General features: G+C 50.7%; 13 protein-coding genes. 1 reads left to right on the top strand and 12 read right to left on the bottom strand.

What is annotated here, in order from left to right:
• Positions 1-15: 15 nt before the first annotated feature.
• The 5 genes from MHH82_RS16750 to MHH82_RS16770 form a co-directional block, all read right to left on the bottom strand.
• On the bottom strand, positions 16-1,758 hold the full coding sequence (locus MHH82_RS16750; RefSeq protein WP_340966896.1) for an SGNH/GDSL hydrolase family protein: 1,743 nt from the start codon (positions 1,756-1,758) through the stop codon (positions 16-18).
• 19 nt (positions 1,759-1,777) lie between these two features.
• Positions 1,778-3,298 carry a glycoside hydrolase family 43 protein gene (locus MHH82_RS16755; protein WP_251496208.1) on the bottom strand — a complete coding sequence of 507 codons (1,521 nt, stop codon included), beginning with the start codon at positions 3,296-3,298 and terminating at the stop codon, positions 1,778-1,780.
• A 48-nt stretch (positions 3,299-3,346) separates the two neighbouring features.
• On the bottom strand, positions 3,347-4,381 hold the full coding sequence (locus MHH82_RS16760) for an endo-1,4-beta-xylanase (RefSeq protein ID WP_435367961.1): 1,035 nt from the start codon (positions 4,379-4,381) through the stop codon (positions 3,347-3,349).
• Between the two features lie 98 nt (positions 4,382-4,479).
• Positions 4,480-4,935, bottom strand: a complete 456-nt coding sequence (locus MHH82_RS16765; protein ID WP_340966899.1) for an endo-1,4-beta-xylanase — start codon at positions 4,933-4,935, stop codon at positions 4,480-4,482.
• The gene (locus MHH82_RS16770; protein WP_340966901.1) at positions 4,932-5,396 is read right to left on the bottom strand and encodes a hypothetical protein; all 465 of its coding nucleotides are present in this window, start codon (positions 5,394-5,396) and stop codon (positions 4,932-4,934) included. The genes MHH82_RS16765 and MHH82_RS16770 overlap by 4 nt, the downstream gene beginning before the upstream one ends.
• A 310-nt stretch (positions 5,397-5,706) precedes the next feature.
• Here MHH82_RS16770 and MHH82_RS16775 point away from each other — a divergent pair, with 310 nt between their 5' ends.
• Complete coding sequence (locus MHH82_RS16775) at positions 5,707-6,480, top strand: helix-turn-helix domain-containing protein (protein ID WP_340966903.1); 774 nt, start codon at positions 5,707-5,709, stop codon at positions 6,478-6,480.
• A 105-nt stretch (positions 6,481-6,585) separates the two neighbouring features.
• On the opposite strand, the gene MHH82_RS16780 is transcribed toward MHH82_RS16775, so the two are convergent.
• From MHH82_RS16780 to MHH82_RS16810, 7 genes are all read right to left on the bottom strand, one after another.
• On the bottom strand, positions 6,586-8,121 hold the full coding sequence (locus MHH82_RS16780) for a glycoside hydrolase family 43 protein (RefSeq protein ID WP_445661971.1): 1,536 nt from the start codon (positions 8,119-8,121) through the stop codon (positions 6,586-6,588).
• Positions 8,122-8,409: 288 nt separating this feature from the next.
• On the bottom strand, positions 8,410-10,032 hold the full coding sequence (locus MHH82_RS16785; RefSeq protein WP_036660577.1) for a response regulator: 1,623 nt from the start codon (positions 10,030-10,032) through the stop codon (positions 8,410-8,412).
• A complete protein-coding gene (locus tag MHH82_RS16790; protein WP_340966905.1) occupies positions 10,025-11,776 on the bottom strand; it encodes a sensor histidine kinase in 1,752 nt (583 codons plus the stop codon). The genes MHH82_RS16785 and MHH82_RS16790 overlap by 8 nt, the downstream gene beginning before the upstream one ends.
• Before the next feature lie 79 nt (positions 11,777-11,855).
• Positions 11,856-13,550, bottom strand: a complete 1,695-nt coding sequence (locus MHH82_RS16795; RefSeq protein WP_340966908.1) for an extracellular solute-binding protein — start codon at positions 13,548-13,550, stop codon at positions 11,856-11,858.
• Between the two features lie 163 nt (positions 13,551-13,713).
• Complete coding sequence (locus MHH82_RS16800) at positions 13,714-14,658, bottom strand: carbohydrate ABC transporter permease (protein ID WP_028404889.1); 945 nt, start codon at positions 14,656-14,658, stop codon at positions 13,714-13,716.
• Between the two features lie 15 nt (positions 14,659-14,673).
• On the bottom strand, positions 14,674-15,591 hold the full coding sequence (locus tag MHH82_RS16805; protein WP_251496235.1) for a carbohydrate ABC transporter permease: 918 nt from the start codon (positions 15,589-15,591) through the stop codon (positions 14,674-14,676).
• The gene (locus MHH82_RS16810) at positions 15,588-18,146 is read right to left on the bottom strand and encodes a DUF5696 domain-containing protein (RefSeq protein ID WP_251496238.1); all 2,559 of its coding nucleotides are present in this window, start codon (positions 18,144-18,146) and stop codon (positions 15,588-15,590) included. The genes MHH82_RS16805 and MHH82_RS16810 overlap by 4 nt, the downstream gene beginning before the upstream one ends.

Here is an 18,146-nt window from a genome sequence, read left to right on the forward strand (position 1 = left end):
TGCTCTAATACAACCCTATGGAACATAACCGAAGCCCAGAATCGTGAATCGCTTATCCTCGTGGCCTTCCGCCATTTCGATCTCTACCGAATGTTCCTCCGAATTTGGATCATTGTATAAAATCACAGCATTGCAGTGGGTCCAGTTCACTTCAAGCGGATCGGCGGTCTTCTTCAGCTTCCCGTCCACCCATATCTTCGCGGTCCCGAATTCCCGGCTGCCGGAGTCTTTATAAACAAGGATGAGACTCTTGCTCCGGAAGGTCATCTTGAAGCTGTGCTTGCCGGAATCGGCCGTGTGCATCCAGTTGTGCGGAAATTGCGGCGTCCCGTATGCATGATCGTCCATTTCCGCCGTCTGCAGATCCGTGTCGATGTCCGAAAAACCGCCGGCATCAATGCGGGCGAAACGGTCGCCATTCAGACGGTCGAGCAGCTTCGTTAAAGCGAAGTCGTTTCCGATCAGCGGAGGCTGTACATCCGTGAAGTCTTCCTCGTCGGTGGGGGAACGATCGGTTATCTCGAATAACCAGCCCAAACAATCGGCCATCACCCGATGTCCTGCATTGGTCGGATGATATATGTCGTAGAAAAACTGCCTTTTCGTAATCACGTTGCCTTGCTCCTTGCTGTATCGAAACTGTTCCGTGACCGCATCCTTCACGCTGACCATCGGAAGGTTGTAATGCCAGCCTACGGGGGCTAGCCGATCTTGAAGATTCCAGTCGTTCACGAATACGCTGAACAGCAAAATCACCGCCGGCTTGTGATCGGCACGAAGAGCCTTGAGGACCAGGCTCTCGTAACAGTTTCCTTTCGTTTCGTCGCCGGCGTCGTTGACGGCAAACTCGACGATCACGATATCCGGCTGTACCTCCCCTTCTCGAAGCACATCCCGATCATAGCGGACGATGCCCAGCTCCGACGGTGTGCCGCCTACGCCGGCTTTGATCAGACGCATCGGGCTGTCGGCGGCTGGTGCAAACCTTCGCTTGAACAGGTCATAGGATTGGTATGCGTAGCATTGGGAATGGAGCGGAACAGCACCGGCCCCTTGAGTGATGGAACCACCGATGTAGGCGATGGTTACGGGCTCGCCTCGCTTCGCTTTTTCGATCGCCGCTTTTAGTCGTTTGTTATGGCCCGGACTTATGAGCGATTTCTTAATCATGTCTTGATATGCTTGTGATTCCACATCGACCGGCGGGTCGGCTGCAACCTCGGGAACTTGGTAACCGTCATGAAGATAGAATACGATGCTTGCCGTTGCCAACACGCCCCCTCGCTCAAACTCCAAGACGAATTTGCCCGGAACATGGTCATCCGAATATCGACCCTCGTCGTTATCCAGAACCAAGAGCGTTTCCGTTCCGTTGGCTGGACAGGTTATAGTCTGCCGGGATCCCGTTTCGTATGGATTCGCTTTTCCCCAGTTCCAAAATGTGAATAGGGCGCTCGATACGTCTCGTTCATGAGCATGAACGGAGATCCCGATACAGTCCACCAGCCGGCGGAGACCGCTGCTGCTCTTTAGCAGCTCAAGAATGGTTTCATCCGTCACACCTCCCGTAAATCGGGCTTTATCGACGAGTTGGCTCCCGTCCAGGTAAATCTCTTGCGTATACTTCCCATCGGGACGAATCGTCGCTTCGATCATCGTCTCATATAGGATGTAAAGTCCGCGGCGTCCGACTGCCGGATTCTGCGGTGCGGCCGGGCCTTCCGTTTCATTTGCCGCTGTCGTCCCATGGTCTGCCATGGCTCGTCATCCTCCTGCTCTACCGTTCGGCTTTTTCGTAGCGGAAATAATCGAAGTCGACATGGCCGCCGATTTGCGTGGTGGCATAATAAAATAACCCGATCCGATAACCCATAAAGTGATCTAACGTATACCGCATGTTCAGCTCTCCGCCGATCGGCATCCACTCCGACCCGTCGACAGAATAATGAAAGGAAGCCACATCTTTGCTGTTTTCAAAATCAAAATGGATTTTCAAATGCACATCCCTGCCGTGAAAACGTACGGTTTCCAGCTCCTTCTCTAGGCCATCCCCATCGTTCACGCTCATCCCGATGAACTTGTCGCCGTTTTCTGCCACCTTAACGCCTACGGTGCCGAAATGGCTTTGCAGGGCAACAAGCCCAGCTCGATCGCCCGGCTTCATACGATCCGTATCCAGCAAGGCCAATCCCATGCAAGCAGGCCCTTCCGTACGCTGCGTTAACGTATTGCGCGCCTGAAGCACGCCTGCAGCCAAGCTGCCCGTCGTCAGTCTTAGAAAACCGGGGCGTTCGGTCACCGACCACAGCCGATGATCCGGGTTGTGGTTCCACTGCCAATTCAGCGCCAGCTTATCCGATTCGTATTCGAATTCGTCGCTGATCACGAGCGGCTTCGCCGCGCCTTGCGGCAAGTCGACATCAAACCGTTCCGGCACCTTGCCTTCCATGCCGAACACCGGCCAATCCTCCTCCCAGGCCACCGGCACCAAGCACGGGATTCTGCCGACTGCATCATGATCCTGGAACAGCATCGCGTACCACTTGCCATCCGGCGTGTCGAATATTCCTCCCTGGGCAATTCCCTTGTTACGGTATCCGAGATCGTCATCCAATACGATTCTTCGTTCATAGGGGCCGAGCAATTCCCGTGACCGGTAACAGATTTGTCTGCGCCGGCCGTTGCCGAAGCCTGCTTTCGGCCATTCAATGAACAGCAAATAATAATAACCGTTGATTCGATAGGCATGGCAGCCTTCGCAGCGAAGTCCGATACCCTCCGCTTCCGTTTTGAACAGCAGCTGGTGGATTCCGTCCGGCTTAAGAGCCGTGGTATCCGCGGTCAACTCGGTGATGTAAATATCCCCGTTGCCGTAGATTACGAAGACGCGGTCATCATCAAAAAGCAGGCCTGGATCATGCCGAAGTCCGTCGATGACCGAACGCTGCCACGGCCCCTGAACGATATTGTCCGTGCAGTACACGTAAAATTTCCTGGTATCGTTGCTGGAGAAACAAACATAGAATCTGCCCTGATGATAGCGTAGGCTGGCCGCCCAGGATCCTTGCCCGTATATATTTTGGCCGTCTTCCAAACGATGGGCCTCATTGTCTTCGAACGTATCATATACGTAACCGACAATTTCCCAATGCATCAAATCCTCGGATCTCATGATCGGACAGCCCGGCATCGAATGCATGCTGGTGCTGATCATATAATAAGCATCCTCTGCGCGGATGACATCCACATCCGGCACGTCCGCCCATATGATCGGATTTGTGATCAATGTCTTGTTCATAGATGGTTTCTCCCTTCAACTAATGGAGACTGCTGGAACGGTGCGCGATCAAACATCCTGAAATGTCTGATCCGCCTTGGCTTCCTTCAACAGGTTCCAATAAGATTCCTTCGGATGATGATTCTCATCGAAGACAAACGGCCAATTTTTGCGGCCCCTTACCGGAAAATGATCCAGCCAGGTATAATCGTCCGCCGCGCCCCAGAAGGTTACGGAAGTTATGCTGCCGCTGTACTCTTTAAGCAGCCGGAACAATTGTCCGTAACGCTCCGCCTGGCGCTCAAGCATTTCTTCCGTCGGCGCCGCCAGATCGGTCCGCTTATCCTCATGCGCGAAAACGGATACGTCAAGCTCCGTTATATGGAGCATCAGGTCAAGGCTTGCATATCTTTCGATGGCCCTGCGGATATCGTCAAGCGAAGGGAACTCCAGATTCCAATGAGCTTGAAGCCCGACGCCGTGAATCGGCACATCCTGCTCCTTTAACAATTTAAGGAGCGCGTAAATCTTCTCCCTCTTCTCCGGTACGGATTCGTTGTAATCGTTATAAAACAGCAGCGCTTGCGGATCCGCTTCATGCGCGTATTCGAATGCCTTGGCGATAAAATCCTCCCCGATTGACGCAAGCCACGGGGAAGAACGAAGAAGTTCGCTTCCGCTGTCGGCAATGGCTTCGTTCACGACATCCCAAGCATGGACATCTCCGCAATAACGGCCAACCACCTCATCGATGTGCGCTTTCATCCGCGCAAGCAGCAGCTCGCGGCCGGCTTTTCCGCCGGAGCTGTTTTGAAACACCCATTCCGGCGTCTGATTATGCCATACGAGTGTATGTCCTCGCACCGCCATTCCGTTCGATTTGGCAAACGATACAATCTGGTCGGCTTGCTCGAATGTATATACCTCTTCCGATGGGTGCAATCGCTCGAATTTCATTTCATTTTCCGCCGTAACGCTGTTGTAATGGTGCGTCAACAATTCCTTTTGAGTCACCATCGTGATCGGATTCACGGCAGCTCCGATGTTGAAGCTATTTCCAAAGGCTTCATGAAGCTTGGGCAGCTTCTCCACATTCATTCTCATCATTCGGCTTTCTCCTTATCACGTTTTTTTCGGTAAGCGGCATTGAGCTATACAATTGTTTATCCATAATGCTCGCTCGATTCTGCGGTAACGTCTGTTTATAACTCGGTCTTCGCCGCCTCAATAACGGCCCAAAATGCCGGTTTGGGCTGATGTCGTTGATCGAACAGCAAAGGCGCATTGGTACGTGCGACCGGAAAACCGTGAAGCCAGGTATGATCGTCGGCGATGCCCCAAAACACGACGCCGCTAAGAATGTCCTTGTTTTGGCGGAATGACTTAAACAACTCGCCATATCGTTCGGCTTGCAGGTTTAGGATTTCTTGCGGGAGATCTTGGCCGTAATCGCTGCGGTCGTTCCAGGCATAAATGCTCATGTCGAGCTCGGTGACGAGATTGTCGAAGCCAAGCTCCGCGAATTTTCGCATCGACGTGATGATGGAATCCACCGATGGACCATAGATGTCAATATGCGTCTGATGTCCGACACCGTCGATCGGAACACCTTGCTCCAGCAAATCTTTCACCAGCTGAAACAAACGGTCCCTTTTCACAGGGTTATCCGTTCCGTAATCGTTAATATAGAGCTTCGCTTCAGGTCATCCGGCTTCATTGCGTTCTCCGCCACCAGCCAGCGGACATGCTTCTTCAGCAGCTCCGACGATGGGCCGTTGGTCTGATTCGGTTCGATCGCGGCGCCGATCGGAAAAACCTCCTCGAATAGTTCATGAAGCGATGGAATATCTTGCCGTACAGACGGTTGTGCTTGAGGTTCAGTAGACGCGGGTTTGTTTGCACTGGCTGGGGATTCGGCACTCGAATTCCCGTTCGACGCTTCGGAGTTCCCCCTTAGCTCCGCGGCTCCTTCCTCCAGTGTTCCTGGTGCCTGACTTTCCGCGGCCTGCTTGTTGCGGCTGTCCATATAAGACACGATTAAGAGGAGAACAACGGACGCTGCCACCGCAGTTGCCACTGACGTTACCGCCCATCTGCCGAGTTTAGACATACGAAGCAAAACACAGCCTCCTTTCAGCTTCGAGCAAAAAACAGAAATCCGGTACGGAGCCCGGAACCCCGCCCGAATGGTCATAACTCCATATTAGCGCTTACATTTTTTTGCAACAACCTGCCAAATTGGGGTCCTTCACCCGTCCAATCTCAGGTTGTCAAAATTTCTTACGCGTTCACATACCGGTTATATTCGGTAAGAAGTAAATATCGGTTAGAAATATAAAGATCGGCACATTGTGATCCAGCCTTCCGTTCCCCATAATGTTATCAAACCGTATGTAAGCGTTATTACAAAGAAGTTAGGGGGAAGCATTGTGCATGATATTCTGCTTGTTGATCTGGAAACTCATGATGTAGAAACACCGGGAAGCCCGCCGGATTGGAATGGTTTGAGATGCTCGCGGTGCCGCTGCGTCAGGTCCTCCTCGTCCGCTATGCAATTCGTTGCCTTGGAGCCTTACACGGTAGTGATTATCCATGCGTTCGGTTCAGATTCCGCAGGCATGGAGTTATGCGAACAAATCCGGCACGTAAGCCGAGTCCCTATCATTGTTGCCGGAGGCAGCACGGACTTTTATTGGACCCGGAAAGCCTTGCAGCTGCAAGTCAACGATTATTTGCCGGCACCGTTCACGATCGAAGAGCTCAGCTCCAGCTTGCAGATGATCACGCCGACAACCGATTCCGGTGACGGGAATCCGTGTCTTAGAGGGTCCCATGTCCATGCGGAAAAGGAGGATCAGGTCATTCAAGAGGTCAAGGAATACTTGGAAGATTCGAAGTATCAAAACGTCACCTTGAAAGAAATTGCCGAGCGGATGCATTTCAACTACTCCTATTTAGTCCAAAAATTCAAGTTCCACGAGAAGATGACGTTTAACGAATATCTATTGCAGCAGAGAATGGAGAAAGCGAAATTCTTGCTGGTGCACACCAACATGAAGATATACGAAATCGCTGACATGGTGGGTTATAACGATATGGACTGGTTCTATAAAAAATTCAAGTCCTATGCCGGCGTAAGCGCTAACATGTTTAGAAAAATGCATGGATCGCAGACAGTTCAGATCGCCTCTGGCCAGCATTAACTTGTACGTACATTATAACCTCGAAACCTAAAAAAGGCGCTGCTTTTTTCGGGAGCGCCTTTTTAGATGGCAATCATGTTATTAACGAACAGGCAATATCAGCAATCAATGATGAAATTGCCATGCTTCGAAATCAAATAGCCTCTGATCCCGCTGCCCGGTAAATATGAAGTAAAGATGATGGATGCCGGACGCGCCCGAAACCTCTATGGAGAATTCCCTTCGCTGTTCCGTACCGGATGAAGGCGGTACGTCCACCTTGCCGATCCGTTCTCCATCCGGACGATCCAGCCGAAGCTCCAGCCGCCCTCCCGCATCTATACCCGAGACCCAAGCCGTAAACGCAGATGCTCCTTTCCCGAAATCAGCATTGGCCACTGCGATCCAATCCCGGTCATGGATGTCCGTGACCCTCAATATCGGGCTTCCCTGCGAGTCCTCAGCAGCCATAGACGTATTGACTTGAATTCCGGCATTCCATGCCATCGTTACCGCCTCCGTTCGTTGGAAAGGATTGAGCGGCTGGATCCCTTTCACGCCTTCCATGTCAGCTACAATCTCCCTGATGGTACCGTCCGGCTCGAAATAAACCCGGTTCAGATGGGTTGAGCGATAGCCTTTGGGAACCCCCATGGACTTCGACAGCGTTTGGGCGTGATAGGCAATATACCAGTTTTGTCGGAGTTGAAAAATGACGTGATGATTATTCCCTCCGACCCCGAAGAAATGCCCTGGATTTTTCAAAATAGTCCCTTTATAAATCCAGGGTCCCATCGGATGCTCGCTGACCATATAAGCGATCTCGCCTGGAGGAGGACTGTTCTCCGGCCGCGTTCCTCCGGAGAAATTGGAACAGTACGTATAGTAATACTTTCCACCAAACTTGTTGATTCCTGAATCCTCGAACATATAAGGAGCTGGAATCGTGACGGCTTCTCCAAGCACGCTGACCATATCTTCGCCAAGCTGCATGACGCGAGCCGTATCCGGCATTTCGGCTTTGCCTTCCGGAACGCCGCCGCCAAAGTAGATATAGGCTTTCCCGTCATCGTCAACGAGCACGGCGGGATCAAACAACCACGTGACTCCTTCCACGCCAGGCGTGTTTCTTGTGATCAGCGGCTTTCCTATAGGATCTATCCACGGGCCAACGGGGCTGTCGCTCGTCAGTACACCGATGCTGCTGGCATTGTTGGCAAAATAGAGGAAGAATCGATCTTCCCCGTGAATCACCTTGTGCGCGGCCGCTGGTGCCCATGATTGCGTTGCCCATGCGGCAGCGCCGGTCGGTCCTGCAACCTGGATTGCGCCGTGATCGGTCCAATTGACCAAATCCGAAGAAGAGATGACGGACAGCTTGTTGATCGTGCTGTAGCTGTTGTCCTTGACGTTCCCGTCACCGTCATACTCTAGTGCGTCATACGTGTTATATAAATATACACGTCCGTCTACTGCCAGCGCATAGGGATCCGCGCCGAATTTATGCGAGACGACCGGATTCCCATTCGGAGGAATCTTGCCGATCGCGACCGCGTACGGCTCGCTGCGGGTGCTGTCCGCATCCCGAATCGTATCCATGCCGCTGCTGCCCTGGTCCATCATTTCAGTTCCCGCCTTGCCTGCTTTGATTTCATCACTCATCTTGTCACTCAACTCCTGGTTTAACAGTTTTGGATCGTCTTGGCCACGATTCGCAAAGTTTGCAAAGACAAACATTATGCAAACGAACGCGAATACGGTAGATATGACCAGTAACGGCTTTACGGGCTTCATCCCTGAACACGCCCTCCTCCATCGTTACTTGGCGACCTGTCATTCCCATTACGGGTCGACATTTCGGAAGTGGTCGTAAAAAGTGTACCTCTTGCTAAGCAAGGCAACAACCCGACATTCCATCTGAAAACACCGGACTAATGGTAGGTGGCCGGCCTAATTCACGAGATTGTCCCGGTACTCCTGAGGCGTTAACCCCGTCGCCTTTTTGAAGAAGCGGGTGAAGGAATGGGCTGCATCGTATCCGACAAGAGGAGCCACGTCCCTTACCTTCAAATCCCCTTCCTTAAGCAGCTCCTTGGCTCTTCGGATTCGGCATTTTTCGATATATTCGGAGATGTTGATTCCCCGTTCTTGCTTAAACAAGCGCGATAGATAGGACGGATTGAAATAATAGCGTTCTGCAAGATGCACAAGGGTCACGTCCTGATCCAAATGCTCCTCGATATATTGACATACCCGATCAATGACATGCGCCGTTTTGCCTCGTTCATCCATTCGTTTGAAAGCGAAGATGTCTTCGGCCGTTCGCCTCAAATACCGAAAAGCTTCCTTCATGGAATCATGGCCTTCCAAGTCCAGCAGCTTTCCCCGTTCACCGGTAGGATCCTGAAGACCTAGCCGGGTCAGCTTCGCATACAGCACCAGCGCGATAGAATAATAAGCTTGGGCAGCGTGCTGATGAAGATCGTCCACGGTCAGCACGATTTCCGACATCTGCTCCAATTCTTCCATAAATTCATTTTCCCTTCCGGCCTCCAAATGTGCTTCCAAGATGTCCGCCTTATGACTCGCCTCCACTCCTTCCTTGCAGTACGGCGATTTGTCAGAGTCGGTTTGATCCTTCAGAATCATCGGAAATCCGTCGCCCATCTTTAGCTGCTGCAGCCTTCGCAGCCTTTCATACTGTGGTGTCACATCCTCCCACCGGCACGGGAAGCCGCTTATGGTGAATGATACGGTAAGTTCAAGAGAATCAAGGCAGGCTTCCTGGATGAGTTCAAGCGTACCCTCCAAATAAAGAACCAGACGATCCCCGGTCGGGTTCTCGGACCGAGGCTGGAGCAACCATAATAAATCCCCGTGTTTGTCCACGACGCCGATGCTGCGGACATGCTCCTCCATAAAAGAATTCCATATCCATCTTACCGATCGATGGCCATTTTTCTTTTCTGCATATGCTTTGCCTGCTGAATACGCTACGCGGCCAAGAGCTAACAGTACAGGAAGTTTCGGATCCAGCCCAATGTTCAAGGTTTGGAAATCGTCAATCATCGCTTCGTTATCCGCTCCAAGCAAGCTGCTGTCCGCTACGAATTGCCGGAAGTACTCCCCCTGCTCCATCCACTCCAGCGCTTCGATCTGCATGCGAGATTGCTTGAGGCATTCTTTCATGCGGTTGCCGCTCTCGATTTCATGGATAACTTCCTTCACGACCTCCATGACCTTATCGAAACCTTCCGTCTTCAACAAATAGCGAATATTGGGCATCTGGATCGCTTGATAAGCGTAATCGAAATTACTGTACCCGGTCAGAAAGATAATTCTGCACCTTGGCCAAAGAGCGCGGATGCTCTCCGTCAATTCCAATCCGCTCATGCCCGGCATGCGTATGTCCGTCAGAACGATGTCGATTCTCGTGCGCGACATCCAATTCAGCGCTTCCTTGCCGGAGTAGGCCCGGCAAACATCAAGCTTTTCGGGCATCCATTGATGAAATACTTCGAACAAACTGTTCGTAATAATCTCTTCATCGTCGACGACCAGCAATCTATACATGTCCATTCCCCTCCGTCAGCCTGATTCGAATCTGGACCCGCAATCCATTCAATGGACTTCTTGAAAGAACTAATCCGCTGCTTTCCCCGTACGTTAAGGCAATTCGCCGATGGATGTTGATAAGGCCCGTCACTTCAGGGGATTCAGCGGATTCGGACGTCCGTTCAAGCCGCCTGTTTAGCTCTTCGATTTCGTTATCCGTCAGCCCGTTCCCATTTTCTTCAATCACGATGGAGGCTTCGTCTTTATCCAAATGAAACGCTACATGCAGCAAACCTTCATCCTGCATTTTTTCGAGACTGTGCTCATAGGCGTTTTCGATAATAGGCTGAATGATCAATCGCGGCACCTTGATGGTCTCCATTTCCTTCGGCAGCTCCCCGAATTGAACGCGGATCCGCCTTGAGAATCTGAGCTTTTGAATCTCGGTATAAATGCGGGAATGCCTCGTCTCTTCCAGCAATGGAACGTTGTCCGCATCATTGCGGGTAATGAATCGAAAATACTCTCCAAGCATGTTCGTGAACAACTCGATTTGCGCGACATCCCCCGTTTTGGCCAGGGAACTCAAGATGAAGAAGCTATTATATAAAAAGTGGGGATTGATCTGGGATTGGAGCTGTTTCAGCTCCGCCCTTTGCATCATGAGCTTATGCCTGAAATCCTGATCAATCAAATGCTGCAGCTTGATAAGCATATGATTGAATCGATCGTATAAATAGCCGAACTCATCCCTTTGTCCGTGCCTGATCCGGATATTAAACATGCCATCTTCCATTTTCCTGAAACTTTGGACAAGCAGGAGCAGCGGTTTATGAACCAGCTTGTATGTCGATACGGCATAGATGGCGATGGCTAAGAGCGTCGTGCCTGCAAACAGCCAGGCCCAGACATAAAATTTACTTAGCGGCCGCTTCACCACCTCGGTAGGCAAGTAGGTGAACACGGATAATTTCAGCTTATCGGAATACGCCTTATCGATCAGATACCTGCCTGTACCGATCGTTATCAGTTGGCGATTCGCATTTGGGATGGCCTGCATGGCCCCTCCCATTAAACGATCCGCCTCCTCATGGCTGGCCAGAGCAAATCCGGACGGCTCGGAGACGATAAAAGCCCCGCTTTCCGGATATACGCTGATTTGCATCAGGGATTCCCTGAGTTTGCTCGGATCCAGTTCGATCTGAACGATCAGGAACGGCTCTTCCCCTTTTCTAGCTCCGTATTTAGCCGCTACAAGATGGAGCGTATCGTCGATCTGCAAGAGTCTCGCATTGCCGTGCGCCTTTCCTACTTGGACATTGTTATACCGTATCGAGTCGAATGGGTTCATCCCGGTCATGGCTGAAATCGTTTTATCCATGCCGCGAATATGAACGAATACGTCTTTTATGTAGACACTGCTGTTTTTGATGGAGACCAGTCGAGGCAGCAAATAATGGAGGCTTGCTTTTCTATCGACCGTGCTCATCATCTCCCATGTCAGCGCCATTTTGTTGAGTTCCCCGTCCTGCAAAATATCGTATTGCTGAATTTCCAACCATTCGATTTCCCGGTTCAACCCGTCCAGGTAAGCCGAAAGCTGCGCTTGCGAATTTTTGGATATTTCCTGGCTAGCGTATTGGTAACTCCAGTTATACAGATAAACACCGAGAATGATAAGCGGAAGAATAACGAATAGATAGGTAGCAACCAATCGAATAAAGATGGTATTTCGAATGGAATTCACGGGTAACTTAAGCAATTAAACTCCTCCGATGCGTGTGAATATGCTTGATGATTAGCCGCCTGATAGCCTTTGAAGCCAATCATGCTTGCGGGGCTCATGGTTCTATGGACGGCCTTTTCTTGTCCTCATGCCATTGATTCACTTCTGCCGTAATGTCCGCGCCGCCAAGCCGATACCATTCCTCGACAAACCGGTCGAATTGGTCGACGGGTTCGCCGAGGATGATATTAACGAAGTAATCATGCTGAAGATTGTCCAGAATGTTTCTTCTTTCGATCAAGGTTTCGGTCGGAGCGCCGGCAAATGCATCGAATAACAACTGATCGTTTTTCTCGTATTGGTCCAGGATACTCATCGCACCGGATGACCCGTAGATTTTTTCCCATCCCCAGCCGGATTCGCTGTCTTCTTTCTTATCCATATATCGAGCGATTCGGTCTTGAATGAATCCGGACTCACCTTGTAACTGTGACGTCAATCCTTGTTGACGCGCTTCGGCGATTTGCCGGTAGGCTTTGAGGTTTTTATCAGCAGGGAAAGGAGTCACGGGAGATAGACCCCACACGGGCGAGGAATCGTTGTAGTAAGTCCCGTACTCGGCCGTTTTGCCCCAATTTTTTTCAAGATGCAAATTGAACATTTTCAGAATCGCTTCCGGGTGAGCAAAATCCTTTCTTACGGCGTAAAAAGAACTTGTGGTGAATTTAAGCGGAACCATTGGCGCCTTGCCGGAGTCAGTAACAATGGGAAAAGCCTGCCACTCTGCATCCGGATCGCCGCTTCGGCTGGATTGAAACAAGAACGCTCCCCATTGCTCTCCATAGGCCATTCCGATCTTCCCATCGGCTATGAGCTGTTTGGCTTTGCTTCCGTTTTTAAAAATGAATTCACTCTCGATTTCATGGTTGCGATACATATCCTGAAGCGCTTTGAGCGCCTGTTTCACTTCGGGCTGAATGCCTCCGTATACGAGTTTGCCGCTCTCGTCTTCAAGCCATATGTTCGGGTAAGCTCCATAACCGGCCATGAATCCGGTTAAACCCATGACGGGGTCCCACAAATATTGGGTAGCCGCTATTCCATAGGTGTCCTGTTGGCCATTTCCGTCGGGATCCTGTTCTGTAAACGCTTTCGAAATTGCCAGGACATCATCCATCGTTTGCGGAGGCAACAGCTCCAATCGGTCCAGCCAATCCGTTCGAATCCACAGAAACATCGCCTTTTCGATAGAGGAATCGGTCTCTGGTATGCCCATCAGCTTGTCACCGATTATGCCGGATTCCAGGGTGCCGCTCCCTTCCTGACGATGAACTTGCCGAGTCAACGCTGAAGCATATTCCTCATAAGCCTGCGTCAGATCCTGGATCAGACCGGCATGACTTAATTGCCTGAGCTGCTGGGCATTGACCTTGACGATATCCGGAATGTCCCCTGAAGCCAGCATAATATCCAGCTTTTTGTGGTATTGTTCGCTTCTCACAGCCCATTTGTATTTGATTTGAATGCCAAGAACTTGTTCGTACAACTGACTCCAGCGATTGTCCTCCAGCGTTTCATCAGGCAATGCCTTCAGAATATCTTCCAAGCCGTCGCCGATTTCTCTAACAAGCGTGACTTCGATCGGCGGATGATAAGCGCTTAATGACTTATCGTTGTATACGCCCTCCCCGCGTGTTTCCGGCCCCCGATTGTGGTCGATACCGCTGCTTTGGTGACAAGACGCCAGTGTTGAACCAAACAGTAAAGCGCTTAGCATGACCTTGGATAAGTTCTTTACGATGATCAGCAACAGATAACACCCTTTCCTATCGATTAATTGTATTATTATACTTTAAAGGCCCCGGCCCACAATAAACATTTTTTTACTTTCCATCCCGTTATTTACTTGTTGCTGCATGCAAGCAAAAACCGCCATCCCCTAGATTCGGGGTGGCGGTTTTCATCTTGAAATGTTAGCCTACGATACCGGTACGCTCGATACTTTCCACGAAGTATCGCTGGACGAACAAATAAATGACGATCAACGGAAGGATGGCCAGCAAGATGCCGGTATCCTGCACCATACTCAAATAAAAAGGGTCTGCCTTCGAAGGATCCCCGCCCAGCATAATGGACAGATTGTACGGCAGCGATGAAAGCTGGGTGGACATGACCTTGCTTGAAGTCAGATACGTCGTCGTGTAGAAGCTGTCGTTCCATTGCCAGACGAAGGAGAACAACGTCGTGGTAATGACGGCAGGAATCGCGTTCGGCATCATGATGCGGGTAAAGGTGGTTCCGACGCCCGCGCCGTCGATATAAGCGGCCTCTTCCACTTCTTTCGGAATGCCGCGGAAAAATTGTCGGAATATAAAAATGTACAAACCGGCTTTGAGGGAATTGGCCGTCAGCGAAGTCAGAATGAACGGCCAATAGCTGTTTAACAGATTGACGGATTTCCCGGTTATGAGCGGGATCAAGCCCATCAGCGTAAAATCTTTCAGATTCAAGTATATAGGAATGAGAATCGTGGTTGGGGGCACCAGTATCGTCAGGATAACGCAAGCGAACATAAATTGGCTGCCTTTGAACTTCAAACGGGCAAAGCCGTATCCCGCAAGCGCGCAAGAAGCGGCTGTCAAGACCGTCGTCGTCGCCGACAGCGCAAACGTGTTGAAGAGCGTTTCCCAGTAATCCATAATGCGGATGGCATCAAGGAAATTGCTCATCGTAAAATTTTCCGGAATCCATACGACGACCGGTGAATAAAGATCGGCCTTGTCTTTGACGGCCGTCGAGATTTTTTGCAGAATCGGATACAGAATAACAAAGGACAGGCCTGCGATCAATGTTAAACGTATGAAAGACCAGAGCCATCGTTTCCAATGTTCGAGCGATAGCCACCGAGATACCGGCATTGCATTCACCTTCTTCTATTCATGGTAAAAGACTTTTCTGGATACCAAATATGCGCTGATTAATAGGATGATAGTAATGGCTAAGAAATAAATCCAGGCCATCGCTGAGCTAAGGCCGAAATCGAACTGAACGAAGCCCGTGGTACGGATTAACTCTGTCAGCTCATTTCGGGAGAACGAGTCGATAATCGTATAAATCATATTGACCAGGATTAGCGGGCTAACCATCGGAAACGTGATTTTCCAGAAGGCTTCGTAACCCGTTGCCCCTTCCATCTTGGACGCTTCATACAGCTGGGGAGATATCGTCTGGATGCCAGCCAGGAATATGAGAATCTGTACGCCGGATTGGCTTACAATATCATAAATACGATCCACGGCTCCCGTTAAATAGTTTACGATGGTCTCGCTTACGCCGGCTTGAAGCATTAATCGCTCGAGCTCAAAGCTTCCCAAAGCGTTGATCAGCCCTCCGGAACCGGCATTCTGATCATTGATCGCCTGGACGAGGCTGCTGCTTTCCAGGGTCAGTATGACCCCGGAAGCAAGAATGACAGGCAGGAAGAATATCGATCTGGCAAAGGAACGGCCAAGGAATTTCTGATTCAGGACAACAGCCAGAAAGAGGCTGAAAATAACGATCAGGGGCACGTTTACCACCATATTAACAATCGCTTCGGTCAGCATTCGATTAAAGCTGGTGTTGACCGTAAAGGCGGTCACATAATTTTTCATCCCCATTAGGGTAATGCCGATTCCTTCGGAATTCGCGGTTACAGTGCTAAAACTGTAGATCAGGGAAGTCAGCAAAGGGATCAGGAAGAAAAATATAAAGCCGAGAAGCCAAGGCATAACATAAGCAATGCCCCATAAAGCCTTCTGTTTCCCATAGCTCCTTTGCTTTCCATCCAATCGCTGGGTTATGAATTTCACGGCGCTTCACCACCTGTCACATAGCTTTCGGCTTCAATGGTTAGATCGTCAATCGTCACCGGTACATGATTATAATTCACGATGACATAAACGCCGCTCTCATATATCGTCTTGAATACGCCGTCACCCAATTCGTCATGTCCGATGATCCGATCATGGCGAACCTTTTTCAGAAAAGCATTCACTTCCTCATAGATACGGGCGGCTTCATCGATCCATATCTCGTAATTGGCGGAGAACAAGTCGTTATGCGCTGTGTCCTTTATGTTGTGATTCGGTTCATAGATCCATTGGAAGTACACGCTGGAACCGTACTCCAAACACTTCAATATATACGGTTTGGGATCGGTATACGCAGTCAGATTGTAGGGTGAGCCTGTGTAATCGATATAACCGCGGACGACCATTTGATAGAACGGGATTTCCGCGTCCTCGATTTTAAACCTGCTGCTTGCCATGGGCGCGTGGGTGATATCGGTTAAGAAAGGCAGCGCATAAGCATTTCCTCCGTCAGCCATGACCTGAAGATTGGCATCTTCAATCTTGTTCAGCGCATCCTGAGACAGCTGCTCGGACTCCGTTCGGTCAATTTGGCGGTCCTTGCGAAAATCGCTATCGAGCTCGGCGGCCAGATCACTCAGCGAAACGGCATTTGCGCCGTATTTGCCATAGTCCTTTAAGAAAGCTTCCGTGTAACTACCTATAAACCGCGGCGATATGACATAGGTCGGCGAACCGGTCCGATCCCGGCGATTCAATGCCGGATTGAATGAATAGAGCTCTGCGGGGACGCCTCGGAGCGTTCTGGCCGCCTCCTTCGTTTCGTTGAACCCGGAACCGGACAATGCGGTAAGGATGGCGACATCCGGATATAGCGTTACCCCATTCTCGTTTGCATAGGATAACAGACGCCGAAGTCCCTTCTCTCCCCCTACCTGCTGGTCAACGGAGACGCTGCCAGGCACCTCATGAGCCAGCCCCTTGTTGAACCAGCCGCTATATTTCAATTTGATGTCATGGATTCCACGCTGGCTCATGTCTGTCAGAATACTTTGCGCTTGTTCAAAGGTCGTGAGCGGCTCCAGCGCCCGATAGGGAATTCCTGCAAAATGCTTTTTCTTATAAATGCTACCTACGAGCTCCAGATAGAACGGCATATTCTCCCCGTTCCTCTCGGCAATTGCGGGAAGACCGCCATGCTGCTCCAAATATTTCCTGTAATAGGCAGCAAGTCCTTGATAGGAAGCCGACTGCTTGCCCACGAAGGCATATCGGACCGTAAAATCGCTTCGCATCGGAGCTTCCTGAAATTTCGGAAGCGAGCGCTGCTGGCCGTTCGCATCCAGGCTTAAGTCGCCTTTGTTGATCACCGTGAACGTCGGGTAAACGTAGTTATAGCTGTTCAGTCTGCCGCTAACGTCGGCATTGATTGTCGCGGCCGGAGCCCCTTCCTCGATGATGCCGATAAATGCCCCGGCTTGACGGATGATTCCGAACACCGGCAGCCTGATTTCCTGGCTGATTTCTGCCGTTTCGATGCGGCTCACGGTTCGGTCCGTTCCGTAAACGTTTTGTTGGTAGGCTGGATACCGGGTCTTGCCGTTATTAAAATGGATCAGCGCCCCCGATCCGTCCGGAATGAAGATCGAGCCTTTTTCTTCCGTTCCCCCGGCACCGAAGAAACTCAGGAACGATATGGTGTTCACCGGATATTCAGCCGGGAAATCGATGCTGGAAACCGGGATCTTGGCGAGCAGACTGTCGCCGTCCAGCGTGTATTCAACCGAAGCATGAAATACCCGCGGTTCAGGCTTGGTCTGATCCAAATGGTTTTCCTCAATGTCGACCAGCAAATCTTCTTCGGTATACCCGGCATCCTCAAAGGCTTTAAGCGCCCGCTCCAGTTGAAGGCCTTTAAGCGCGCCGTCGGACCGGACATACATCCCCTGTTCCGCATCCTCGGTGTACGCGATTTTCAGCGTTCGCTGGCCCGTGCTGTCCAGCTTGCTTAACAGGTTCTGCTCAAAGCGCGACTTGCTGATCTTCTTGGGCATGTCGTCGATTGTTTTCTTGTCCGAGCCGAACCGGTAGTTTACGCGAACGCCATTTGCGATTTCCTCCATGCCGATTTGTTTATAAGCCACGCTATCGGCGTGCGAATTGACGGAGTTTATTTGTCCGAAACTATTATAAAAATCAAGCTTCAACTGAGAGGACAACAAACTCTTGTTCACGCCTGCAGCCAGCGGATCCGACTCACGCCCGGGAGGATTGCTGTGCCAAACTTCCCCGCTCGCTTTATGCACGACGGCGATCGCCCCCGTCTGATCGTCCGCTAGCAGCTGCAGTTGATCGTTCTCGGCGATGCCTTTCATGCCTTGGACTCTTGGATTGGCGAACGACGCCTTAAGGGTTGAATCGGGTTTAAACGTTTCGGTGAGCCTGTTGACTTGATCGCCAGCTGCCTCATCGGGTCCTTTATCCGTGCATCCGGCCATGATCAGCGCTGTCAGTACACTGGCAGCAAGCAGCATATATCTAGCGAAATTGCCCAT

The sequence above is a fragment of the Bacillus sp. FSL K6-6540 genome (assembly GCF_038007545.1).

Coding starts and splice junctions, on each gene's coding strand:
- MHH82_RS16750 (WP_340966896.1), bottom strand. CDS start 1,758: ATGGCAGACCATGGGACGACAGCGGCAAATGAAACGGAAGGCCCGGCC.
- MHH82_RS16755 (WP_251496208.1), bottom strand. CDS start 3,298: ATGAACAAGACATTGATCACAAATCCGATCATATGGGCGGACGTGCCG.
- MHH82_RS16760 (WP_435367961.1), bottom strand. CDS start 4,381: ATGAGAATGAATGTGGAGAAGCTGCCCAAGCTTCATGAAGCCTTTGGA.
- MHH82_RS16780 (WP_445661971.1), bottom strand. CDS start 8,121: ATGAGTGATGAAATCAAAGCAGGCAAGGCGGGAACTGAAATGATGGAC.
- MHH82_RS16785 (WP_036660577.1), bottom strand. CDS start 10,032: ATGTATAGATTGCTGGTCGTCGACGATGAAGAGATTATTACGAACAGT.
- MHH82_RS16800 (WP_028404889.1), bottom strand. CDS start 14,658: ATGCCGGTATCTCGGTGGCTATCGCTCGAACATTGGAAACGATGGCTC.
- MHH82_RS16810 (WP_251496238.1), bottom strand. CDS start 18,146: ATGGGCAATTTCGCTAGATATATGCTGCTTGCTGCCAGTGTACTGACA.